23 protein-coding genes and 1 tRNA gene are annotated in these 22871 nt (G+C 64.4%); 9 read left to right on the top strand and 15 right to left on the bottom strand.

Annotated features, from left to right (window positions below; genetic code table 11):
* Window positions 1–132: 132 nt before the first annotated feature.
* Window positions 133–579 (bottom strand): nickel-responsive transcriptional regulator NikR, encoded by a 447-nt coding sequence (gene nikR / locus BRA1417_RS0104385; RefSeq protein WP_027514772.1) that lies wholly within the window; start codon window positions 577–579, stop codon window positions 133–135.
* Window positions 580–630: 51 nt separating this feature from the next.
* On the bottom strand, window positions 631–3066 hold the full coding sequence (locus tag BRA1417_RS0104380) for a heavy metal translocating P-type ATPase (RefSeq protein WP_027514771.1): 2436 nt from the start codon (window positions 3064–3066) through the stop codon (window positions 631–633).
* Window positions 3067–3116: 50 nt separating this feature from the next.
* On the opposite strand from BRA1417_RS0104380, the gene BRA1417_RS0104375 reads away from it, so the two are divergent.
* Complete coding sequence (locus BRA1417_RS0104375) at window positions 3117–3392, top strand: metal-sensitive transcriptional regulator (protein WP_007598521.1); 276 nt, start codon at window positions 3117–3119, stop codon at window positions 3390–3392.
* A 42-nt stretch (window positions 3393–3434) separates the two neighbouring features.
* On the opposite strand, the gene BRA1417_RS0104370 is transcribed toward BRA1417_RS0104375, so the two are convergent.
* Window positions 3435–4412, bottom strand: coding sequence for a YiiX/YebB-like N1pC/P60 family cysteine hydrolase (locus BRA1417_RS0104370; protein ID WP_027514770.1), 978 nt, complete (start codon window positions 4410–4412; stop codon window positions 3435–3437).
* Window positions 4413–4604: 192 nt separating this feature from the next.
* On the opposite strand from BRA1417_RS0104370, the gene BRA1417_RS0104365 reads away from it, so the two are divergent.
* Window positions 4605–5993 carry an FAD-dependent oxidoreductase gene (locus BRA1417_RS0104365; RefSeq protein WP_027514769.1) on the top strand — a complete coding sequence of 463 codons (1389 nt, stop codon included), beginning with the start codon at window positions 4605–4607 and terminating at the stop codon, window positions 5991–5993.
* Window positions 5994–6149: 156 nt separating this feature from the next.
* Here BRA1417_RS0104365 and BRA1417_RS0104360 read toward each other — a convergent pair whose 3' ends face one another.
* The 4 genes from BRA1417_RS0104360 to pheS form a co-directional block, all read right to left on the bottom strand.
* Window positions 6150–6920 carry a sulfite exporter TauE/SafE family protein gene (locus BRA1417_RS0104360; protein WP_027514768.1) on the bottom strand — a complete coding sequence of 257 codons (771 nt, stop codon included), beginning with the start codon at window positions 6918–6920 and terminating at the stop codon, window positions 6150–6152.
* 23 nt (window positions 6921–6943) lie between these two features.
* A complete protein-coding gene (gene pheT / locus BRA1417_RS0104355) occupies window positions 6944–9352 on the bottom strand; it encodes a phenylalanine--tRNA ligase subunit beta (RefSeq protein WP_027514767.1) in 2409 nt (802 codons plus the stop codon).
* On the bottom strand, window positions 9349–9795 hold the full coding sequence (locus BRA1417_RS0104350; RefSeq protein WP_027514766.1) for an endonuclease domain-containing protein: 447 nt from the start codon (window positions 9793–9795) through the stop codon (window positions 9349–9351). Before BRA1417_RS0104350 ends, pheT begins: the two co-directional genes overlap by 4 nt.
* A gap of 227 nt (window positions 9796–10022) precedes the next feature.
* The gene (gene pheS, locus BRA1417_RS0104345) at window positions 10023–11105 is read right to left on the bottom strand and encodes a phenylalanine--tRNA ligase subunit alpha (RefSeq protein WP_027514765.1); all 1083 of its coding nucleotides are present in this window, start codon (window positions 11103–11105) and stop codon (window positions 10023–10025) included.
* Window positions 11106–11344: 239 nt separating this feature from the next.
* On the opposite strand from pheS, the gene BRA1417_RS0104340 reads away from it, so the two are divergent.
* On the top strand, window positions 11345–11665 hold the full coding sequence (locus BRA1417_RS0104340; RefSeq protein WP_371259973.1) for a hypothetical protein: 321 nt from the start codon (window positions 11345–11347) through the stop codon (window positions 11663–11665).
* A 1-nt stretch (window position 11666) separates the two neighbouring features.
* Here BRA1417_RS0104340 and rplT read toward each other — a convergent pair whose 3' ends face one another.
* Window positions 11667–12026, bottom strand: a complete 360-nt coding sequence (gene rplT, locus BRA1417_RS0104335; protein ID WP_027514763.1) for a 50S ribosomal protein L20 — start codon at window positions 12024–12026, stop codon at window positions 11667–11669.
* A gap of 89 nt (window positions 12027–12115) precedes the next feature.
* Window positions 12116–12316 (bottom strand): 50S ribosomal protein L35, encoded by a 201-nt coding sequence (gene rpmI, locus BRA1417_RS0104330; protein ID WP_007598540.1) that lies wholly within the window; start codon window positions 12314–12316, stop codon window positions 12116–12118.
* Between the two features lie 270 nt (window positions 12317–12586).
* Between rpmI and BRA1417_RS0104325 the strand changes: the two genes are divergently transcribed.
* Window positions 12587–12991, top strand: a complete 405-nt coding sequence (locus BRA1417_RS0104325; RefSeq protein WP_027514762.1) for a hypothetical protein — start codon at window positions 12587–12589, stop codon at window positions 12989–12991.
* Between the two features lie 228 nt (window positions 12992–13219).
* On the opposite strand, the gene infC is transcribed toward BRA1417_RS0104325, so the two are convergent.
* Window positions 13220–13759, bottom strand: coding sequence for a translation initiation factor IF-3 (gene infC / locus BRA1417_RS0104320; RefSeq protein WP_085349942.1), 540 nt, complete (start codon window positions 13757–13759; stop codon window positions 13220–13222).
* Between the two features lie 249 nt (window positions 13760–14008).
* On the opposite strand from infC, the gene BRA1417_RS0104315 reads away from it, so the two are divergent.
* Together BRA1417_RS0104315 and BRA1417_RS0104310 are read left to right on the top strand one after the other, a co-directional pair.
* Entirely contained in the window at window positions 14009–14845 is an 837-nt protein-coding gene (locus tag BRA1417_RS0104315; RefSeq protein WP_027514761.1) for a carboxylesterase, read from the top strand.
* Between the two features lie 185 nt (window positions 14846–15030).
* On the top strand, window positions 15031–15501 hold the full coding sequence (locus BRA1417_RS0104310) for a nuclear transport factor 2 family protein (RefSeq protein WP_027514760.1): 471 nt from the start codon (window positions 15031–15033) through the stop codon (window positions 15499–15501).
* A gap of 16 nt (window positions 15502–15517) precedes the next feature.
* Here the strand turns inward: BRA1417_RS0104310 and BRA1417_RS0104305 are convergent, their stop codons facing one another.
* From BRA1417_RS0104305 to BRA1417_RS0104295, 3 genes are all read right to left on the bottom strand, one after another.
* The gene (locus BRA1417_RS0104305) at window positions 15518–16315 is read right to left on the bottom strand and encodes an acyl-CoA thioesterase domain-containing protein (protein ID WP_027514759.1); all 798 of its coding nucleotides are present in this window, start codon (window positions 16313–16315) and stop codon (window positions 15518–15520) included.
* 195 nt (window positions 16316–16510) lie between these two features.
* The gene (queG, locus tag BRA1417_RS0104300) at window positions 16511–17686 is read right to left on the bottom strand and encodes a tRNA epoxyqueuosine(34) reductase QueG (RefSeq protein ID WP_027514758.1); all 1176 of its coding nucleotides are present in this window, start codon (window positions 17684–17686) and stop codon (window positions 16511–16513) included.
* Window positions 17635–18327 (bottom strand): glutathione S-transferase family protein, encoded by a 693-nt coding sequence (locus BRA1417_RS0104295; protein ID WP_027514757.1) that lies wholly within the window; start codon window positions 18325–18327, stop codon window positions 17635–17637. Before BRA1417_RS0104295 ends, queG begins: the two co-directional genes overlap by 52 nt.
* A 170-nt stretch (window positions 18328–18497) precedes the next feature.
* On the opposite strand from BRA1417_RS0104295, the gene BRA1417_RS0104290 reads away from it, so the two are divergent.
* Window positions 18498–19304, top strand: a complete 807-nt coding sequence (locus BRA1417_RS0104290; RefSeq protein ID WP_027514756.1) for an undecaprenyl-diphosphate phosphatase — start codon at window positions 18498–18500, stop codon at window positions 19302–19304.
* 64 nt (window positions 19305–19368) lie between these two features.
* On the opposite strand, the gene BRA1417_RS0104285 is transcribed toward BRA1417_RS0104290, so the two are convergent.
* Complete coding sequence (locus BRA1417_RS0104285; protein ID WP_027514755.1) at window positions 19369–20334, bottom strand: complex I NDUFA9 subunit family protein; 966 nt, start codon at window positions 20332–20334, stop codon at window positions 19369–19371.
* Window positions 20335–20495: 161 nt separating this feature from the next.
* Between BRA1417_RS0104285 and BRA1417_RS0104280 the strand changes: the two genes are divergently transcribed.
* Together BRA1417_RS0104280 and BRA1417_RS39495 are read left to right on the top strand one after the other, a co-directional pair.
* Window positions 20496–20582 (top strand) — tRNA-Leu (locus BRA1417_RS0104280).
* 47 nt (window positions 20583–20629) lie between these two features.
* A complete protein-coding gene (locus tag BRA1417_RS39495; RefSeq protein ID WP_051448268.1) occupies window positions 20630–22243 on the top strand; it encodes a DUF6538 domain-containing protein in 1614 nt (537 codons plus the stop codon).
* Here the strand turns inward: BRA1417_RS39495 and BRA1417_RS0104270 are convergent, their stop codons facing one another.
* A complete protein-coding gene (locus BRA1417_RS0104270; RefSeq protein WP_245286141.1) occupies window positions 22244–22825 on the bottom strand; it encodes a hypothetical protein in 582 nt (193 codons plus the stop codon). It abuts the gene before it with no gap.
* Between the last annotated feature and the right edge of the window lie 46 nt (window positions 22826–22871).

The following is a 22871-nucleotide window of genomic DNA, read 5'->3' as shown; positions in this document are numbered from 1 at the left end:
TGAGGGGTTTCTCTCCGCGAGCTCGAAGAGGAGTGGTCGCGGAGACATACCCCTCACCCGTCTCGCCGCTTCGCGGCGAGCCACCCTCTCCCACAGGGGGAGAGGGGAAAAGTGCCGCGGTGCTAGTCCAATCTACTCATGCCGGTGCCCGTGCTTCCGCGCCTTCGCCTGCTTGCTGTCCCCCGTCGGGATCATCACCACACGTCCATAACGCACGCCGCGTTCGGCGATGATGTGGTCGGCGAAATGTCTGACCTCGGAGGCGTCGCCGCGCAGTGCCGTCATCTCCATGCAATTATTGTCGTCGAGATGGACATGCAGCGTCGCCAGCGCGAGGTCGTGGTGACCATGGAATTCCTGCACCAGGCGTTTTGAGAGATCGCGGGCGGCGTGGTCGTAGACATAGACGAGGCCGGCGACGCAAGAACCCGTCTGTGCGGTGTCCTCGCTGCTCTGTTGCAACCCGGCGCGCGCGAGGTCGCGGATGATCTCGGAGCGGTTCTGGTAGCCGCGCGCTTCCGCCGCAGCGTCGATCTCCGCCAGGAGATCGTCCTCGATCGTAATCGTAATCCGCTGCATCGGAGTGCTCCCTCGCCCGCTCGATGCCGTTTTACACGGATTCCGCGGCGCTCACAGCCGCGTTGCCCGCAGCCGCAGCGCATTCCCGACCACGCTCACCGAGGACAGCGCCATCGCGGCCGCGGCGATGATCGGCGACAGCAGCACGCCGAAGGTCGGATAGAGGATGCCGGCCGCGATTGGAATGCCTGCGGCGTTGTAGATGAAGGCGAAGAACAGGTTTTGCCGGATGTTGCTCATGGTCGCCTGCGACAGCTTTCGCGCCCGCACGATGCCGGTGAGATCGCCCTTCAGCAGCGTGACGCCTGCGCTCTCCATTGCCACGTCGGTGCCGGTGCCCATGGCGATGCCGACTTCGGCTGCGGCCAGCGCCGGCGCGTCGTTGACGCCGTCACCGGCCATTGCGACGCTGCGGCCGGCCTTCTGCAGCTTTGTCACCACCGCGCTCTTCTGATCCGGCAGCACCTCGGCCTCGACGTCGGCGATGCCGAGCCTGCGCGCCACGGCCTCCGCCGTGGTGCGGTTGTCGCCGGTCAGCATGATGACCTTGATGCCTTCGGCCGCGAGTGCCTTCAGGGCCGCCGGGGTTGAGGCCTTGACCGGATCGGCGATCGCGAACAGGCCGGCAAGCCGACTGTCGACAGCCATGTTGATCACGGTCGCGCCATCGCCGCGCAGCCGTTCGGCCTCGCCATCGAGCGCTTTGGTGTCGATGCCGATCGACGTCAGATATCTGGCATTGCCGAGCACGATGGTTTTGCCGTCGACCTTGCCGGTCGCGCCCTTGCCGGTCGGCGAATCGAATTGCTCGACCTGGCCGAGCGCGAGCTGCTTCTCCTTTGCGGCGCGCATGATTGCGTCGGCCAGAGGATGCTCGCTGGCGCGCTCGACGCTGGCGGCCATGCGGAGGATGTCGTCTTCCGCAAAACCGGCGGCCGGCACGATCGCGACCACCTTCGGCTTGCCCTCGGTCAGCGTGCCGGTCTTGTCGACGACCAGCGTGTCGATCTTCTCCATCCGCTCCAGCGCTTCGGCGTTCTTGATCAGCACGCCTGCCTGCGCGCCGCGGCCGACGCCGACCATGATCGACATCGGAGTCGCCAGGCCAAGCGCGCAGGGGCAAGCGATGATCAGCACGCTGACGGCGGCGACGAGACCGAAGGCCAGCCGCGGCTCCGGCCCGAACCAGGCCCAGGCCGCGAAGGCAGCGAGCGCGACGGCGATCACCATCGGCACGAACCAGCCCGCGACCTGGTCGGCGAGGCGCTGGATCGGCGCCCGCGAGCGCTGCGCGTCCGCGACCATCTGCACGATCTGCGACAGCAGCGTCTCGCGCCCGACCTTGTCGGCGCGCATGATGAAGCTGCCGGACTGATTGAGCGTGCCGGCGATCACCTTCGCGCCGGTCTCCTTGGTGACCGGCATGGATTCGCCTGTGACGAGCGACTCGTCGAGCGAGGAACGGCCTTCCAGAATGACGCCGTCGACCGGCACTTTCTCGCCCGGACGCACGCGCAAGCTGTCACCGGCATGAAGTGCTTCGATCTCGACCTCGTGCTCGCCGCCATCGCCATCGATGCGGCGTGCGGTCTTGGGGGCGAGCTGCAGCAGCGCCTTGATCGCTCCCGACGTCGCGTCGCGGGCGCGCAGCTCCAGCACCTGACCGAGCAGCACCAGCACGGTGATGACCGCCGCTGCCTCGAAATAGACCGCGACCGCGCCTTCATGGCTGCGGAAGGTGGCCGGGAAAATCTGCGGCGCGATGGTGCCGATCAGGCTGTAGACATAGGCAACGCCGGTGCCCATCGCGATCAACGTGAACATGTTGAGGTTGCGCGTCAGCAGCGACTGCCAGCCGCGGACGAAGAACGGCCAGCCGGCCCACAGCACCACAGGCGTGGCGAAGACGAGCTGGATCCAGTTCGACAGCGTCGCATCGATCCAGTTGTGCGGGCCCGCGAGATGGCCGCCCATCTCCAGCACCACGGCCGGCAAAGCCAGCACGCCGCCAATCCAGAACCGCCGCGTCATGTCAGCAAGCTCGGGATTGGGGCCGGTCTCCAGGCTTGCGACCTCCGGCTCCAGCGCCATGCCGCAGATCGGACAGCTTCCGGGCCCGACTTGGCGGATCTGCGGATGCATCGGGCAGGTGTAGATCGTGCCTGCCGGCATCTCGGGCTCGGGTGCCTTGTCCTTGGCGAGGTACTTTGCGGGATCGGCGGCGAATTTGGTGCGGCAGCCAGCCGAGCAGAAATGGAAGGTCTCGCCGTGATGGTCGAACCGGTGCTTTGAGGTCGCGGGATCGACCGTCATGCCGCAGACGGGATCGCGGACTTTTGCCGCGGCGCCGTGGTCATGCGCGTGATCGCCGTGCGCGCCGCAGCAGGAGGCAGCGGCGGGCTTGTCGACCGGGGCAGCTTTACTGGAACAGCCGCATCCGGAATGTGTTTCCGGCTTGTGATGGTGCTCGTGTTCGGCGTCGTTCATTGCCACGCTCCGGCCTTGCAAGTTATACCCTAGGGGGGTATATAGTCCGCATGCGCAAGGACATCAAGGCATCCGTCGGAAAACGTCTCGGCCGGATCGAGGGGCAGGTTCGCGGCCTCTCGAAAATGGTCGAGGAAGACCGCTATTGCATCGACATCGTCACGCAGATCTCGGCGGTGCGCGCCGCGCTGCGCCGGGTCGAGGAAGAGGTTCTGAAAGATCACGTCGCCCATTGCGTCGAGCATGCGATCGCGAGCGGCGACAAGGCCGACCAGCGCGAGAAGATCGCGGAGCTGATGGCGGTGATCGGGCGGGCGGAGCGGTAGGGTCGTCGTCATTGCTTCGCAATGACGATGGTGGAGGGACGGCTACGCCGCCCTCTCGCGCACTCGACCGCGCCGCCTCGGGCGGTACATCGCGATCTTCTTCAGCAGCCGGAAGTGCTCCGAGGCGATCACGCGCTCGACCGTCTCCGCTGGCCGCGCGCTCACTTCTTCAGCCGGAAGCGGCGCCTCTTCGTCAATCGCTTCAGGAACGAGCGGCGGCGCACGGAACGTTTCTGGAAACACACCGAAGGTGCCGGCTACCTCCTCGAGCGGCTTCTGCTTGTCGGCCCAGTGCAAGGCGGTGTAGTCGAAGCCGTGCACGATGGTGGGTTTGACGACTTCGAAATAGGGCGAGATGTCGAAGTCGCGGGGCATGTAAAGCGAGGAATCGCGGATGTGCAGGATCTCGCGGCGGGCAGCACGGCTGCCGGCCTTGGTGATCTTGGGCAGGATCGGGTAACGCACGGCGTCGAACGCCTGCGCGATCAGGGCCGAGCAGATGATCTTGGTGGGATCGCCCGAGCCGATCGAGATCATGCGTCGCCGCCAGCGCTGCGGGATCGGCAGCGGAAACAGAAAGCGCATGAGGTCGACGATGTTCTTGGTATCGTAGCCGAAGCCGATGCGGTTGATCGCATAGCGGCAGACCGTGGTGCGGTCCTCATAGGACAGCCCGACCGGGCGGCAGACGCGGGTGTGATAGGGGAAATATTTCGACAGCGGCGCGGAGGTGACGCCTTCGCCGATATTGGCTTCGATCAGCACGTGCGGCTCGCCGTCGGGCTCTTCCGCGCCCTCGATCGGGCCGACATAGAGTGCGCCGTGGGACCAGGTCGACTGCGTCAGATATTTGATGATGCCCGAGATGCGGTTGTTGCCCTCGACCAGCAGCACGTCGCCCGGCTCGATGACGCCGCGCAGGTGCTCGGGGTCGCTCGGTGTGAACGGCTCATAGCCCGGCACCTCCTTCGAGAGGTACGCGGCAATCAGCTTGCCGACTGAGTCCAGGACCGTCCCCATTTCAAAACTCCCCCACGGCCTTTTCCGGCCGTCTTTTTCTCTTCTCTACCATGGTCTGAACGTGTTGCAATTCGGTTCATCGCTCTGTGAGATCAAGCACGATTGATTCACCATGATGGTTGCCGCGCAAGATCAGATACGGCAAGGTTCGCTAGCTGTTCCCGTTTGCTGCAAGTCTCCGGAAACCATGCCATGACAATCACGCGCCGCAGCTTCCTATCGGCATCGGCGGGCCTTGCCGCGATGCCGGTCCTGCGCGCAACCGCCGCGACCCTGCCGCGGGAGGCTGACATCGTCGTGATCGGTGCGGGCGCGGCCGGAATTGCCGCGGCGCGGCGCATCATGGCGGCCAATCGCAAGGTCGTGGTGGTGGAAGCTGCGTCGCAGATCGGCGGCCGCTGCATCACGGATACGACCACCTTCGACACGCCGTTCGATCGCGGCGCGCGCTGGATGCACAATCCCGACACCAATCCGATGATCCGGCTGGCGCGCAGCGCCGGGCTCGACGTTCTGCCGGCGCCGTCAGGCCAGAAGATGCGCATAGGTCGCCGCAACGCACGCGCCGGCGAGACCGAGGAGTTCCTGGCGGCGCTGGTGCGCGCCAACCGCGCCATCGACGAGGCCGCGCGCGGCAAGCTCGATACCGCCTGCGCCTCGGTGCTGCCGAAGGATCTCGGCGACTGGGCCGGCGCGGCCGAGTTCATGCTGGGCGCGGGCTTCGCCGGGAAGGACCTGAAGGAGTTGTCTGCGATCGACAAGGCGCGGGCACAGGATCGCAACGCTGCAATCGCCTGCCGTCAGGGCCTGGGGACCCTGATCACCAAACTCGGTGAGCAGGCGCCGGTCGCGCTGTCGACACCGGCGAGCCGGATCGTCTGGAGCAATCGTGACGTCAGCGTGGAGACACAGGCAGGCAGGATCGCCGCGCGCGCCGCCATCATCACGGTCTCGACCAATGTGCTGATTTCGGGCGCGATCAAGTTTGGGCCTGACATTCCCAAGCGCACGCTCGATGCCGCCTCGAAGCTCACGCTCGGAAGCTACGATCACATTGTGCTGCAGCTGCCGGGCAATCCGCTCGGCCTGTCGCGCGACGACATCCTGATCGAGCAGAGCAACTCGACGCGCACGGCGCTGATGTTCGCCAATATCGGCGGATCCTCGCTGTGTTCGATCGATGTCGGCGGCTCGTTCGGCCGTGATCTCACCCAGCAAGGCGAGAAGGCGATGACGGCCTTCGCCAGAGAATGGATCACGAAGCTGTTCGGCAGCGAGGTTGCCGTCGCCGTGCAGAAAGCCAGCGTGACGCGCTGGAACGCCTCGCCGTTCGTGATGGGTGCGATGTCGGCAGCCTCGCCCGGCGGTCAGCTCTCGCGAAGGATCCTCGCCGAGCCGATCGGCAACATGTTCCTCGCCGGCGAAGCCACGCACGAGACGCTGTGGGGCACCGTCGACGGCGCCTGGGAAAGCGGCGAGCGCGCCGCGGACGCGGCCTTGCGCAAGATCGGCGCGCTCAAGGACGAGCCGGCCGATGTCCCGACGCAATCGACGAAGAAGCGCAGGGCGCCGCGGCAATAGGGCAATTGAGTCATCGTCGTCCTGGACAAGCGCAGCGCAGATCCAGGACCCATGACTCCAGGAAGTGGTTTGGCGAAGATTTGGGGTTATCAGCTTCGCGCTATAGCGCTGACCGGGTAATGGGTCCTGGCTTTCGCCAGGACGACTAAGGACAATTCAGCGCAAAATTCCATCGAGCGCCGGCAGTCCGGCAATCACGGCCACCGCGATCAGCCCGTAGCAAATGGCGCGAAACACTTGCTCGCTGGCACGGCCGAACAGCGACGCACCGAAGGCGACGCCGATTGCGTAGACCGGTCCGACGATCAGCGAGAGCGCCAGTGATTCGCGCGAGATCAGGCCAGTGGTCGCGTAACTGATCATCGAGAACAAGTCCGACGCGCCGAAGAACAGCAGGATGTTGGCGCGCGCAATGATCGGGGCGATGGGGCGGCCGAGCCAATAGCCGACGATCGGCGGGCCGCCGGTCTGGGCGAGGCCGCTGCAGAAGCCGGAGAGGCTGCCGATGCCGACCGAGAGCCAGGCGTGGTCCTTGCCGCGATAGCGCCAGCCCGAAAGCAACAGAAGCAACAGCGCGGCAACGAAGCAGGAGATGATCCATCGCGTCGTGACGGGTTCGAGCACGCTGAGGAAATAGGTGCCGACGGGGACGCCGACCAGCGCGCCCAGCACGATCACGGCGGTGGCTTTGCGGTCGGCCTTGCGCCAGGCGTCGGGCAGCAGCGGCGCGGCCGCGACGAAGTCGATCACGAGGAGCAGCGCGGCAACCAGACGCGGCGCCGCGATGCTGCTCGCCAGCGGCATGAAGATCAGCGCCGAGCCGAAGCCGGAGAAGCCGCGCGCGGTGCCCGAAACGAAAGCGACGGCGCAGAGCGCCATCGCAACAGTGAGGCTGACGTCCTTTGGAAGAAAGTCAGTGAGACTCATGCTCTATGATTTCTCGAGCATGATCATGCTCTCAAAGTGCCGCCGGTCTTCTTCGTCACCTCCGCCACGATCTTCGCGGCGACGGCCTCGATCTCCTGGTCGGTCAGGGTTTTTTCGCGCGGCTGGATCGTCACCGCGATTGCGATCGATTTCTTGCCGTCGTCGATGCCCTTGCCTTCGTAGACGTCGAACACGTTCACGGCGGTGATCAGCTTTTTGTCGACGCTCTGGGCCGCGCGCACGATATCGCCGCCCTTCACGGTGCGGTCGACAATGAAGGCGAAATCGCGTGAGACCGGCTGGAATGCCGACAGCTCGATCACGGGCTTGGCACGGGTCGGCTTCTTCTTCGCCTCGGGGATGCGGTCGAGGATCACCTCGAATACCATCAGCGGGCCGCCGGCACCGAGCGCCTCGAGCGCGCGCGGATGCACCTCGCCGAAATAGCCGAGCACGTTCTGCGGCCCGATCTGGATCGTGCCGGAGCGCCCGGGATGCAGCCAGGACGGGCCGCCCGCGACGATCTGAAGCGCTTGCATCGGTGCGCCGGCGGCAGCGAGCACCGCGAGCGCATCGGCCTTGGCGTCGAACAAGTCAGCCTGCGCCGAACCCGACCAGTGCCGTCCGAGGCCTTGCGACGACGCAAAGCCGCGGCGGACGCCGCTTGCCGCCATGAACTGATCCTGCGGTCGGTCGCCCTTGAACACCTGCCCGACCTCGAACAGCGCGACATCGCCAAAGCCGCGATCGGCATTGGCCTGCGCCGCCGCGATCAGGCCCGCCAACAGGGTCGGGCGCATGTCGGAGAGATCCGACGCGATCGGGTTGGCGACCTCGAGTTCGCGCTGGCCGCCGCCGAACAACTCGGCCGCGGATTTCGTGATGAAGGACCAAGTCACCGCTTCGATGATGCCGCGGCTCGCCAGCGCGCGTCTGGCGCGGCGGGTGCGGAGCTGGAGCGGGGTCAGCACGGGTTTGCGTGCGTCCTCGCCGCGCTCGAACGGCGTCATCGGCACCTTGTCGACGCCGTGGATGCGGACGACTTCCTCGACGATGTCGGCCTTGCCGTGCACGTCGGTCCGCCACGACGGCACCGCGACCTTCACGACGGGGCCCGGGCCCGCCATCATGAAACCGAGATGGGTCAGGATGCGTTTCATCTCCGGCATCGGCACTTCGATGCCCGAGAGCCGCTTGACCTCGGTGACCGGAAAATCGATCACGCGGTCGTCGCCGAAGGTCTTGCCGACCACGACGTTCTCGGACGGCGTGCCGCCGCACATCTCCATCACGAGTTTCGTCGCAAGCTCCAGCCCCGGCACCATGAAGGCCGGATCGATGCCGCGCTCGAATCGGTAACGCGCGTCCGAATTGATGCCGAGCTTGCGGCCGGTCTGGGCGATGTTGATCTCGTTCCACAGCGCCGATTCGATCAGCACGTCCGTGGTGGTCTCGTCGCAGCCCGAGGCCTCGCCGCCCATGATGCCGGCGAGCGATTCGACGCCGTGCTCGTCCGCGATCACGCAAATCGCGGGATCGAGATTGTAGCTGCGGCCGTCGAGCGCGAGCAGCGTCTCGCCGTCACGCGCGCGGCGCACCACGAGATTGCCCTTCACTTTCTTCGCGTCGAACACGTGCAGCGGCCGTGCGCGGTCGTAAGTCATGAAGTTGGTGATGTCGACCAGCGCGTTGATCGGGCGCAGCCCGATCGCGGTCAGCCGCTTCTGCAGCCATTCCGGCGATGGCCCGTTCTTCACGCCGCGCACGAGGCGCAGCGCGAAGCCGGGGCACAGCGCGGCGTCTTCGACCGTGACCTTCACCGGGCACGGGAATTCGCCCTTGATCGGCTTGATGGCCGGGTCTTTGAACTTGCCCATGTCGGCGGCGGCAAGGTCGCGCGCGATGCCGTGCACGCCGGTGCAGTCCTGCCGGTTCGGGGTCAGATTGATCTCGACCACGGGATCGCCGAGGCCGGCCCATGCGGCGTAAGCAGCGCCGATCGGCGCATCCGCGGGCAATTCCATGATGCCGTCATGGTCGTTGGAAATCTGCAATTCAGCCGCCGAGCACAGCATGCCGCGGCTCTCGACGCCACGGATGGTGCCGACACCGAGCGTGATGTCCTTGCCGGGAATGTAGGTGCCGGGCGGCGAAAACACGCTGACGAGACCCGTGCGCGCATTCGGCGCGCCGCACACCACCTGCACCGGTGCGCCACCGTCGCCGGTGTCGACCATGCAGACGCGCAGCCGATCCGCATTCGGATGCTGCTCGGCGGATATCACCTTCGCGATGGTGAACGGCTTCAGCGCCTTCGCCTTGTCCTCGATGTTCTCGACCTCGAGCCCGATCATGGTGAGCTTCTCGGCGAGCTTGTCCAGCGGCTCGTCGGTCTCGAGATGTTCCTTCAGCCAGGAGAGAGTGAATTTCATGGCTGCTTTTTCTCCACGGGAACGGTCTGCTCCCTCTCCCGCTTGCGGGGGAGGGTTGGGGTGGGGGCTCTCTCCGCAATGGTGGTGGCAATTGTTTCGAGAACGCCGGCACGATTGATCATGACGTCGAGATTGCTGAAGCGGAGCACCTTGAAGCCCTTCGCTTCGATCACAGCAGATCGCCGCGCGTCGGCGCGCTCGCCTTCATCCGAGAAGTGTTGGCCGCCATCGAGCTCGATGACGAGCTTAGCCGCGTGGCAGATGAAATCGGCGACGTAATTCTCAATTGGTACCTGACGCCGGAAACTCGCACCGTTTAGCCGGCCGCCGCGTAGCTCCGACCAAAGAATGCGCTCCGCGTCGGTCGAATTGCGTCTGAGCGCGCGCGCATTGGCTCGTAGCTTGGCCGGTACTTTCCAGTCCGGATGCTTGGGATCGACCATCGGCAGCCCCATTGCGGAGAAACCCTCACCCCAACCCTCCCCCGCACGCGGGGGAGGGAGTCCGACCACTCGCGGGGAGCGAGAATACGTTTCCATGAGGCGGACGCCCCGCACGCGCTCCATCCATTCCCTCCCCCGCTTGCGGGGGACGGGTAGGGAGAGGGAGAGGCTTCTCTCAGCGAAGGGAACGGAGAGAGTCTTCGCAAGCTCATGTCCGAGCATCGCCATCACGAGCTCAGCCCTCCCGCGAGGGTCGGTACTTCCAGCGGCTTGAAGCCGTAATGGGAGAGCCAGCGGACGTCACTGTCGAACAGCTGGCGCAGATCGGCGATGCCGTATTTCAGCATGGCGATGCGGTCGATGCCCATGCCCCAGGCGAAGCCCTGGTACTCGTCGGGATCGATGCCGCAGGCGCGCAGCACGTTCGGATGCACCATGCCGCAGCCGAGAATCTCGAGCCAGTCCTCGCCCTCGCCGAAGCGGATCTCGCCCTTGTCGCGGCGGCACTGGATGTCGACTTCCAGCGACGGTTCGGTGAACGGGAAGAACGAGGGCCGGAAGCGCATGTTGATGTGATCGACCTCGAAGAACGCCTTGCAGAACTCGTGCAGGATCCATTTGAGGTGCCCGAGGTGGGAGTGCTTGTCGATGACGAGGCCTTCGACCTGATGGAATTGCGGCGTGTGGGTCGCATCCGAATCGATGCGATAGGTGCGGCCCGGGCAGATCACGCGGATCGGCGGCTTTTGGCTCAGCATGGTGCGCACCTGCACAGGTGAGGTGTGGGTTCGCAACAGCATGCGGGAGCCGTCCTCCTTCGGATGGAAGAAGAAGGTGTCGTGCATCTCGCGCGCGGGATGGCCTTCCGGAAAATTCAGCTTGGTGAAGTTGTAGTCGTCGGTTTCGATATCGGGGCCTTCGGCGACCGAGAATCCCATGTCGGCAAAGATCGTGGTCAGCTCGTCCCAGACCTGGCTCAGCGGATGGATGCGGCCGGCCTCAGCCGGCGCATCGCGCAGCGGCAGGGTGACGTCGATGGTTTCCGACGCAAGCCGCGCGTCGAGCGCCGCCGATTTCAAGACGTCGCGCCGCGCGGCGAGCGCCTCGGTGACCTTGTCCTTGGCCTGGTTGATCGCAGCACCTTGCGTCTTGCGCTCGTCCGGCGACATCTTTCCGAGCGTGGCAAGCAGCGCCGAGATCGAGCCTTTCTTGCCGAGGGCAGCGACGCGCACCGCTTCGAGGGCGGCCTCGTCGCCGGCGGCGGCGATCTGGTCGAGGATGGATGTTTCGAGCATTGCGAGGTCGGACACGGTCAAATCCCTGCTGCCAAATTCGGCTGGGTTGTCGCCGCCCGAAGGCCGTAACGTCAAGCGAAAAGCCGGTCATTCGGGCTGACGAGCGGCTGGGTTGAACCTCGCGCGGGGGCCTGGCACCAAGGGGATGCAAGGAGGCTTTCGCGATGCTCTCAAGATCCGGTCTGGCTGCTCTCGCCGTCGTTCTCTTGGTCGCGAGCACCCCGGCGCGCGCCATGGTCTGCATGGAGAAATCCATGACGCTGGACGAGGTGGTTGACACCATCGCTGCCCAGAAGGGCTGCGAAAGCGCGATGAAAATGTTTCAGGATTGCCAATTGACCGCGAGCGGTGATGTCCAGCTCGGCGCCGCCGTCGAGAAGAAATGCGAGGCGGACTTCATGCCCGGCCTCAACATTGCGCGGAAACAGGCTTACCAACGCGAGATGCGCGTGTGCGACCGGAAGTACCGGAATAAATCCGGCACCATGTACCTGTCATTCACGGCATTCTGCCGGGCGGAGATCGCCCAGCGCTACTCGCAACGCGCGCTGAAGGCCGGCGGAGCCGGCCGTTAGCTCAAGCCGCCAGAGCGGCCTTGGCCTTCTCGGCGATCACCTGGAACGACGCGGGCTCGTTGATCGCGAGATCCGACAGCACCTTGCGGTCCACGGTGATCCCGGACTTGGCCATGCCGTCGATAAAGCGGCTGTAGGTCAGGCCGAACGGACGCACAGCAGCGTTGATGCGCTGGATCCAGAGCGCGCGGAACGTCCGCTTCTTGCGCTTGCGATCACGGAAGGCATACACGAGAGCCTTCTCGACCGCCGGCTTGGCGGTGCGGATCGTGTTCTTGCGGCGGCCACGGAAACCCTTGGCGGCCTTGTAGACTTTCTTGTGCTTGGCGTGGGCGGTCACACCGCGTTTGACGCGAGCCATGACAAATATCCTTCAGAAGCGACTTGATGTTCGGATCGCCGCGAAGCTGCGGCGCGGGTGGCAATGATCTTGAACGATCTTGGACGCGATCAGGCGTTCGGCAAGAAGTACTTCTTGACGTTGTCGCCGTCGGTCTTGAACAGCACGGCGGTGCCGCGCAGCTGCCGGATCTGCTTCTTCGTCCGCTTGATCATGCCGTGACGCTTGCTGCGATGAGCGAACATCACTTTGCCGGTGGCAGTCACCTTGAAGCGCTTTTTAGCGCCCGATTTGGTCTTCAGCTTGGGCATTTGGCTCTCCTAATGGCCATAGAAATCCGCCCGCGAAGGCGGCTGGCCGTCAAAATGCTCGTTAGAGCGTTGATTGTGCTCAGGTTTTACGAACAAGCGCGAAACCCGCACGGACACCGCCACGGCAGCCCTTAATCAGCCGGGCAATGAAGGCTGGGCTTATGACAGAGGACGGGCGAATTGGCAACGATGAACCGGTGGAACCTAGCCGCCGACTATCCGGAATTGCTAACCTCATGTCCGGGCCGTGGCGCCCGGAGCAGGATTAAAATGCCCCATTTTTCTCAGTTGCTGTCGTCTTTGACCGATGTCGCCCGTCCGCGCCGCCTGGCGCTGTTAGCCGTGCTCGCCATCGCTGCATTTCCGTCGACTGCCGATGCCCGCATCCGCGGCTATGACGGCGTCTGGAACGTCACCTTCGCCACCACCCGCGGCAATTGCAGCTCCGGCTACAGCGTTCCCTTCACCGTCGCGGGCAGTCGGGTGTCGTCCGCGGGCGGTGGCCGGGTCTCCGGCACGGTCAAGCGCAGCGGTACCGTCGCGGTCCAGGTCTCGGTCGGGGCGTCCCATGCCCGCGGCGGCGGCCGGCTCGCTGGCGTGAACGGCGCCGGTTCGTGGAAGGGTATCATCTCCGGCGATCAGTGCAGCGGCACCTGGCAAGCGACGAGGAGCTAGTCGCCAAGCACGCGATGCGCTCCCTCCCCCGCCTGCGGGGGGGGGTTGGGGAGAGGGTATCTCCGCAGGCGAGGACCCCCAAGAGGAGAGAGCCCTCACCCGACGCGCCGACCTCTCCGCAAGCGGGAGAGGTTACAACCGAGCTCGCAGCTTGCACCTCGGCCAAAACAAAACGGCCCGCCGGACATCCGGACGGGCCGTTGAATTTGCGAATTCAAAGGATCGGCGTCAGCGCGGCGCCAACACCATGACGACCTGACGGCCCTCGAACCGCGCGTCCTGCTCCACCTTGGCGAGCTCGGCGACGTCGGTCTTGATCTTGTCGAGCAGCTTGGTGCCGATCTCCTGGTGCGCCATTTCGCGGCCGCGATAGCGCAGGGTGATCTTGACCTTGTCGCCTTCTTCGAAGAACCGCTGCATGGCGCGCATCTTCACTTCGTAATCGTGGTCGTCGATCATCGGGCGGAGCTTGATCTCCTTGATCTCGACGATCTTCTGCCGCTTGCGGGCTTCGGCGGCTTTTTTCTGCGCGGAATACTTATACTTCCCGTAGTCCATGATCTTGCAGACGGGAGGGCTGACGTTCGGCGAGATCTCGACCAAATCCATGCCGGCTTCCTGGGCCAGGCGGATAGCCGCGACGGTCTCGATGGTGCCCTTGTTGTCACCGGTCTGATCGATCAACTGGATCTGCGCATTGCGAATATCGTCATTGATGCGCGGCCCGTCTTTGGCGGCAGTGGGCGGGGCTTTATTTGGACGGCGAATGGGTGGTTCTCCAAAGTTATGAAAAGAGGCGGCTATTTTGCAGGAAGATACGGTTGCCGGCAAGCAATCGCTCGTGCGGCGGTCGAAAAAGCCTCAAATGCGAGGCATTTTAGCCACGGCGGGGCACGCAGAGGGACATAGACACCTTGCTTCTGTTCCGCAAGCGTCCCAAAGGGCCAAGGACGACGTCCGGCTGCGCTGCGGAGCACGTCCGGACGGCTCAAACCGCACAGCCAGAGTAAACGTTCCATGAATCACCCAATCCCCGATGCCGTGCTCGACTTCATCGATGTGGGCAAGGGCCCGTCCGCACGCCGGATCGCGGTGCGGCGCCGCGCGGCCCAAGAATCCGGTCAAGAATCCGGTCAAGAATCGGGTCAAGGACCTGGGCTGGTCTGGCTCGGCGGTTTCAAATCAGACATGCAGGGCAGCAAGGCCGTGGCGCTGGACGAATGGGCCCGGGATCACAGCCGCGCTATGGTCCGTTTCGATTATTCCGGCCACGGCGAATCTGGCGGCGATTTCGCCGACGGAACCATCGGGCGCTGGCTCGAGGAAAGCGTCGCGGTGTTCGAGCGATTCTGCGATGGCCCGCAAGTCCTGATCGGCTCGTCCATGGGCGGTTGGATGGCGCTGCTGCTCGCGCGCGAAATCAAGAAGCGGCAAGAGCAACGGCAAGCCAAGGCCTCGCTGGCGGGCCTGGTGCTGATCGCGCCGGCGCCCGACTTCACCGAGGAGCTGATGTGGAAGAATTTTCCGGCCGCGGTGAAGAAGGAGATCGAGACCAAAGGCGTCTGGCTGCGACCGTCGGACTATGGCGACGGCTCGCCCTATCCGATCACGCGGAATCTGATCGAGGAGGGGCGCAACCACCTCGTGCTCGGCAGCGCCATCGATCTCGGCTGTCCCGTCCGCATCCTGCAAGGTGCGCAGGATCCTGACGTGCCCTGGCAGCACGCGTTCGCGCTGACCCATCGCCTGCCGGCCGACGACGTCGTGCTGACCATGATCCAGGACGGCGATCACCGCCTCTCGCGCCCGCAGGACATCGCCCGCATTCTTGCCGCCGTGGCCGAGATCGGGTGAAGTGCTTTCCTCCTTCCCCCTTGTGGGGGAAGGTGGCGCGCAACGCCGGATGAGGGGTTGCTTCCGCGAACGCGAGTGGCGCATTCGCGGAAACAGACCCCTCACCCAAGTGAATGCGTGTCAACGAGCGGAGCTGCCCTCTCCCACAAGGGGCGAGGGCGCAACAAGAAACACCGTGAGGCACCATGACAACCACCACCGCCATGCTGCGCACGTTCTGCGACGCCGTCGAACAGCGCAACGGAAAAGCCTTCGCGGATCTCTTCACCGAGGACGGCGTTTATCACGACGTGTTCTATGGCGCTTTCCCCGGCCGCGAGAAGATCGCCGCGATGATCGACGACTGGTTCTATCGCACGGCAACCGACTTCCGCTGGGACATGCACGACCCGGTGTCGAACGGCATCACGCTTTATGCGCGCTACACGTTCAGCTATCGCTCGACCTTGCCGGAGGCTGATGGTACGCGAGCGATGTTCGAGGGCGTGGCGATCATGACGCTCCGCGACGGCGGGATCGTCAGCTATCACGAGGTCGCCAACACCGCGCCGGCGTTTGTCGATCTGAAGTTTGCGCCGGAACGGATCGCGAAGATCGTGGCCAGGCAGGGCGCGGAGCTCAAGGCGCGGCCGGAAATGAAGCGGCACTTGGGCTAGCCGGCATTCCGCGTCCTTACCGCTTCGACGGATTTACCATCGGCTTGCGCTGCGCCAGCGCGGCGACCGTGGCAGTGCCGATAGGGCCCTGCTCGTCATAGAGCCAGCATTCGCCGATCGCGACACCGTCGGTGGCTTGGTGGTTCACCACCTCGAAGCCGATCCAGTTTGTCACCGGCAAGCGGTGCAGATAGATCGTGACGTCGCTGTTGATGTAGCCGAGCCCCTTGTCGCCGGCGTTCGCGAACGGACTGGCGAAGTCGGCGCCGGTGGCGACATGGACGAACGGCGTCATCGGCACGCCCGCGACGAGCTCGCGCACCTCGCTCATCCAGAGTTTTCGCGGCCCGAGCGAGCCCATCTGGCCGACGATCGGTCGCGTGGTCCATTTGCCGTTCATGCCAAGCCTGGGATCGGTGGGCTTGGGAATGTCGACCGGCTTCGGCACGTCCCAGTTCGGCGGCGACCAGACATTGCCCTCGGGATTCTGCGTTCGCCGCAACAGCTGGCACGAGGCGCGCGCCATGCCGACGCCGCCGGAAAAGAACTCTGCTTCCACGACTCGGATGCGCATCCCGTCGCGCACCAGCCGTGTCGTCACCTCGATCGGCTTGTCGATGGTCGGCAGCCGAAACATATCGACGGTCAGCCGCGCCGGCACGAATTCAGGACCGGAATGGCGCTCCTCGATGGCGAAGCCGAGCAGGCCGACAATGACGCGTCCGTGCAGCGATTTCGGATCCCACGGACCATTGGCGACTTCCGTCGGGTGGAATGTGTCGCCGTCGCGGGTGAAGAAAGGCATGTTTGTCATGATGCGCGAGATTGAAGGAACGTGTGGGGAAATCAAGGGTGGCGGCGAGATGTCAGGGGCGCAGCACTGCGCACCACACAACTGCTGTCATCGTCCGCGAAGGCGGACGATCCAGTACTCCCAGGCGGTTGTGATTGCATCGAGACGCCGCGGCGTACTGGATGCCCCGCCTTCGCGGGGCATGACAGCGCAATGTTAGGAGACTGATTGCCACTCCTCACGCACGCTTTCGTCGCGCTCTCTCGCCATTGCAGTTGCTCTCATGGCCTCGAACTCCTCCCGCGACAGCAACTGCCCCAGCGCCCATACCGCAGCCCCGCGCACCAGCGCGCTCTCATCCTCGAGCAATCGCCGCGCCTCGTCCGCCAGTGCCGCATCGCCGGAGTTGCCGATCGCAATCAGCACGTTGCGCAAAAAGCGCTCGCGGCCGATGCGCTTCACCGGTGATTTCGTGAACAGCGCACGGAATGACGCGTCGTCGAGCCCTGCGAGCTCGGCCAGCCCTGGCGCGCGCAAAGCGTCACGTGCGGCGAGCTTGGCTTCACGGCCCTCCTGCGCGAACTTGTTCCAGGGACACGCCGCGAGGCAATCGTCGCAGCCATAGATGCGGTTGCCGATGCTTTTGCGAAACTCGCGCTGGATCGGTCCCTTGTTCTCGATGGTGAGATACGAGATGCAGCGCCGCGCATCGAGCCTGTAGGGCGCCGGGAAGGCCGCGGTCGGGCAGATGTCGAGGCACGCCCGGCACGAGCCGCAATGATCGATCTCGGAATCGTCGCGCGGCAGCTCCAGCGTGGTGTAGATCGCGCCGAGAAACAGCCAGGAGCCGAACTCACGTGAGACCAGATTGGTGTGCTTGCCCTGCCAGCCCAGATGCGCGGCTTGCGCCAGCGGTTTCTCCATCACGGCCGCGGTGTCGACGAATACCTTCACTTCGGACGGTGAGGTCGCGACCAGCCATCGCGCCAGTGCCTTCAGGCGCTTCTTGATGAGGTCGTGATAGTCGTCGCCCTGCGCATAGACCGAGATCGCCGCGCGCGTGCGCTGTTGCAGGATCGCGAGCGGATCCTGGTCGGGTCCGTAATTGACGCCGAGCATGATGACGCTGCGCACGTCCTGCCACAGCCCGCGGGGATCGACCCGGCGCTCCGGCTGCGCGGCGAGCCAGTCCATGTCGCCATGGCCGCCGGATGCGATGAATTCGAGAAAATGTTTTCCGGCGCTTTCGATTGTGCCGGGCTCCGTGATGCCGATGCAGTCGAAGCCGAGCGCGCGGGCCTCGTTTGCCAGCGCCGTCTTAAGTTCGGTCGGATCGGAGTTCAGAAATCCAGGTCCACGTAGGTCCGCGACGCCGGCACGCCGGCCAGCCATTCGCTCAACAGCGGGCGGAACGACGGGCGGGATTTCACCCGCGCGTACCATGCCTTTGCCGCGTCGTCCTCGCTCCATGGCACGTCGCCCAGATAGTCGATCGCCGAGAGATGCGCCGCGGCGGCGAGATCCGCGTAGCTGAGCCGGTCGCCGGCGAGGAAATTACGCGTCTGCGCCAGCCAGCCGATATAGGCCAGATGATAGCGCACGTTGGCCTTGGCGGCGCGCATCACGTCGGCCGAGGGCGGGCCGCCGCCGTTGTCCTCGCTCATGAAGCGCTTGTAGATGCGCTCCGTGACGAGCGGGTGGGAGACTTCCTCGAAGAACTTTTCGTTGAACCAGGCCATCAGCCGGCGGACTTCGACGCGCTCGCCGATCGTGTCCGGCATCAGGCGCTTCAGTCCCATCTCGGAGCCATAGGCCTCGTCGACATATTCGGCGACGATCGCCGCACCCGGGACCGGCGGCTGCTCGTCGTCGACCAGGACGGGCGTCGTGCCGGCCGCATTGAGCAGCAGAAATGCCTCGCGCCGCTCCCAGCTGCGCTCTTCGATCAGCTTCAGCTCAAGCCCGTATTCTCCCGCGATCAGGCGGATGAACCGCGAGTGCGGGCAGAACGGATGATGAAACAGCGTAAACATGAAGCCTTTGACTATGTGATGGTGCTTAAGAATCCATCAATGTTTTGTGCGGCGCCACACTAGTCATTCAAAACCGCGAAGCAAGGGCGCGCCGCCGCATTTTGCGATTGCAGCAAGGGAGCGGATGGGCGAGAAGAACCCCGCTTTTCCAGCCGAAATGGACCGTAAATATGTCAGATGAAATACGGGCAGTGATCCTGGGCATCATCGAGGGTGTGACCGAGTTCCTTCCCGTGTCCTCGACCGGCCATTTGCTGCTCGCGGAGCGCTTCTTCCATCTCGGCGAGGGCGCGTTCTGGGATTCGTTTACGGTCCTGATCCAGCTCGGCGCGATCCTCGCGATCGTCGTGTTGTACTTCAAGAAATTGTGGGACGTCGCGATCGGCATGTTCACGGGCGACGCCTATGCACGCCGCTTCGTGATCGGCGTGCTGGTGGCGTTCCTGCCCGCCGTCGTCGTCGGTCTCGTCGGCGGCAAATACATCAAGAGTCTGCTGTTCAATCCCTGGGTCGTTTGCTTCTCGCTGATCGTCGGCGGCGCCATCCTGCTCTGGGTCGACAAGCTCGATCTCAAGGCGCGCGAGCACGACGCCACCCGGTTTCCGCTGCTGATGTATCTTTACATCGGTATCGCGCAGTGTCTGGCGATGATCCCGGGCGTGTCGCGCTCCGGCGCAACCATTGTCTCCGCCATGCTGCTCGGGGCCGACAAGCGCGCGGCGGCGGAGTTCTCGTTCTTCCTCGCCATCCCCACCATGATCGGCGCGTTCGCCTACGATTTCTACAAGAACCGCTCCGAGATGACGATGGACCACATGGGCATCGTCGCGATCGGTTTCGTGGTGTCGTTCGTCACCGCGATCATCGTGGTGAAGACGTTCCTGGAATACGTCACCCGCCACGGCTTCGTGGTGTTCGCCTGGTGGCGCGTGCTCGTCGGCACGCTCGGGCTGATCGCGCTGGCGCTGGGGCGGTAGACTTCTGAAGCAAGGCTGCGGTGCACTCCCTCGCCCCGTTCTTACGGGGAGAGGTGAAAAAAACCTACGCGCTCTTGCGCTGGAACTGCCCGGCGGCGCGGAAACGCCAGAGATATTGCGGAGCGATCGCTTCAAGCGAGTCGGGCGTGATGCCGAGGCCTTCCAGCGTTAGCCCAGCGGCCTTCGCCGCGTCCGATACGACATTGTCGCGCGCGAGCAGCGTGACCTGGTCCGGCGTCAGCTTCAGCGCGCCCGGCGCGAATTGCAGGAAGTTGGCCTTGAAGCGAGCCAGGCCAAACGGCAGCGGCATCAGCATCGGCTTGCGATCGGCAATCTCGAGAATGGCCTCGATGATCTCGCGCATGGTCAGCACTTCCGGGCCGCCGAGCTCGTAGTTGGCGCCCGCCTTGGCCTTGCCGTCGACGGCATCCGCGATTGCGGTGGCGACGTCGCCGACATAGACCGGCTGCATCTTGGTGTCGGCGCCGATCAGCGGCAGCACCGGTAACATCCGGGCCAGTGCCGCGAAGCGGTTGGTGAACTGGTCCTCGGGGCCGAACATCACCGAGGGGCGGAAGATCGTCGCCGACGGCACCGCGGCCATGACTGCGGCTTCGCCGGCCGCCTTGGCTCTGGCATAACGCGAGGGCGATTCCGCGTCGGCGCCGATCGCCGAGACATGGATCAGCTGTGCCCCCGCGGCCGCGGCCGCCTTGGCGATGGTCTCCGCGCCCTTGGCCTGGACGGCGTCAAAACTCTGCGCGCCACCCTCGGCGAGGATGCCGACCAGATTGATCACGACATGCGAATCACGCAGTGCCGCCTCGATCGAGGCCGGATAGCGCACGTTCGCCTGCACGGTGTGGACCTGCCCGATCTTGCCGGAGGGCTGGAGGTACCCGGCCAGCTCCGGCCGCCGCACCGCGACCCGGACCCGGTAGTCGCGCCGGCACAGCGCGCGGACCACATTCCGGCCCAAAAACCCCGATCCGCCGAAAACCGTGACGAGCGTGTCCAGATTCGATGCCATGGGATCCATTCCTGGGGGTCATTCTGCGGGAAGAGTGCGTCTCGTCAGGCTTGTATCGGGCCGGTTTGCGATGCGCAATCCGCATCCCGAAGCGGGGTTCAAGCATGAATTGACAACCGCGTCACCGAACCGTAGTAACCGCCTCCGTGCCTAACCGGCATGCCCAGGTGGTGGAATTGGTAGACGCGCTGGCTTCAGGTGCCAGTGGCTTAACGGCCGTGAAGGTTCGAGTCCTTTCCTGGGCACCATCGCTCCTCGATGTTGTTGAAGTTGCTGAACTCCCTGATAAGTAAGGGTGATCGACCGTCTCAACTGGTACACAGAGACGGTACACATGCTTCTGCGAATGGCTTCTCCTATCCGCCGCGACGGCTCCTCCGTTCATTACCTGCGAAAGCGCGTTCCTGCCGAGCTGAGCGAGAAGGCGGTGGGCATGGTGCTGCGCGTGCCAGTAGGTGATGAGACTGCGGAAGTGCAGGTTGGTCGCAACGGCACAATCAAGGTCTCGCTGCGCACCCACGATCCTCGCGAGGCCAAAGCGCGGCAAGCCAAGGCGCTCGCCTACCTTGATGATGTCTGGCGTTCCATGCGGGAGAGCCCCCGTCGCCTTACCCATCGGGAGGCCATAGCGCTCGCGGGCGAAGCCTACCGTCATGCCAAGAAGACTTGGGAGAACGATCCCGGCCGAGCAACGCTTTGGAACATGCTTCACCAAGCCGCCCTCAAGTGGGACACTGAAACGATGCAGAGTGAGATGGCTCCATACGTTGCTGAGCTGCTCCAGCGTAAGGCCCTGCGGATCGACGATGACAGTTCAGCGCGGTTGGCCGCTGCCCTGCATGAGGCATTCAAGGACGCTACGGCGCTCTTGGAGCGGAGAGGCAGAGGTGACTATGGGCCGGACCTCGTTGAGACGCGGTTTCCTGAATGGGAAGCCAAGGCCGCCCCGAGGGGGCAGGCAGGGCTTACGGTGGCCGCGCTGTTCGCTGGCTGGGAGTTGGAGAGCCGGGCAGGGGGTGTCACCGAGAAGACGGTCAGCGAGTATAAGTCCGTGCTCACGCGCTTCGTTGCCTTTGTGGGACACGACGACGCGACGCGGATCACCCCTCACGATGTCGTTGGTTGGAAGGATAAGCGGCTCTCGGATGGCCGCTCCCCGAAGACTGTGAAGGATGTCGACTTGTCTGCGATGAAGTCGGTGTTCGGCTGGGGCGTGCGGAACCACAAACTGCCAAGCAATCCGGCTCAAGGCGTCACGCTGAAGATCGGGAAGAGGGTCCGCGAGCGAGGCAAGGGGTTCACTGATGATGAAGCTGCGGCCATCCTGAAGGCCGCTCTAGGCTACAGCGGGGCCGGGCAGGAGCACGCAAAGACGACTGCGGCGAAGCGGTGGCTCCCTTGGTTGTGCGCCTACAGCGGCGCTCGGATTGGCGAGATGGCGCAGCTCCGGCGCGACGACATCCGCCGTAAGGGCGATCACTACGTGGCAACCATCACCCCCGAGGCTGGCCCCGTGAAGAATAAGGAAGCACGCGAGGTGCCGCTGCACCCCCACCTCATTGAGTTGGGCTTCATCGAGTTCGTTACCGCATCAGCCAAAGGGTATCTGTTCTTGACGGTCGCTAAAGATGACGATGTGCGGGGCAAGCTGCGCGCATTGAAGAACCGTCTCGCTGAGTTCGTGCGAGACATCGTCCCCGACAAGCGGGTGGCACCGAACCACGGCTGGCGGCACCGCTTCATCACCATGAGCCGAAAGCACGGGCTGGATCAGGAGAAGCGGCGCATGATCACCGGCCATGCTGGCGAGAGCGTGGATGAGCGGGTCTACGGTGACCCTGCAGGATTGTACGTCGAAGTCTGCAAGCTGCCCCGATACGACCTAGAGCGCTTCTCTTCGGCCGCCTGACTATCTGAAGAGGTCGGGTTGGGTCATCTCGTCTAGTCGGATGACGCCAAGCAACTGCCAAGTCTGCGGCCTCTTGGCTTGGTTTCCCAACGCGAAGGCCATGCCTTTGCTGGGGTACTGTTCGTCGTAGACAGCTCGCATGCGATCCAGCGCACCTCCCTCGCCGTACTCGGCCTGCCAGCGCCAGAACATCGCATGCGTTTCCCAGTCTCCGTTCTGGTAGTCGTGGGGGCCGTCGTCATCCTCGAACCGAAACCTGAAGTCGAAGGGAGATGGCTCAAGTTCCGCCAGCTCCTTGTCGAAGATGGATGTTTGCTGAGCGGCGGCCTTGTATGCCTCTCGTTCCTCGGCAAGATCGGCCGCTGACTTGCGTTTCGCAATGAACTTGGTGTTCCGAGGTCGGATGAGAGTTAGCGATCTCCCGAGCGCCATTGCCTCCTTGGCTGAGCCGGTGAGGAGGGGCGTGAGCAACCTCGTCCGCTCGGCTTGGGGCAACTGGCCGTCCATGGCGATGCTGTCCTCGTAGACGTGACAGCTCTCGTTTCGCTTGTCCCGTGTCGGCGGCCGGTAGGAGAACTTCACCCAATGCCAGCGGGAGAAGCTGCTGTCACCCCGAAGGTGCCGAAAG

This window comes from Bradyrhizobium sp. WSM1417, assembly GCF_000515415.1.
Lineage (GTDB): Bacteria > Pseudomonadota > Alphaproteobacteria > Rhizobiales > Xanthobacteraceae > Bradyrhizobium.
This window is presented reverse-complemented; position numbering and strand designations above follow the sequence as displayed.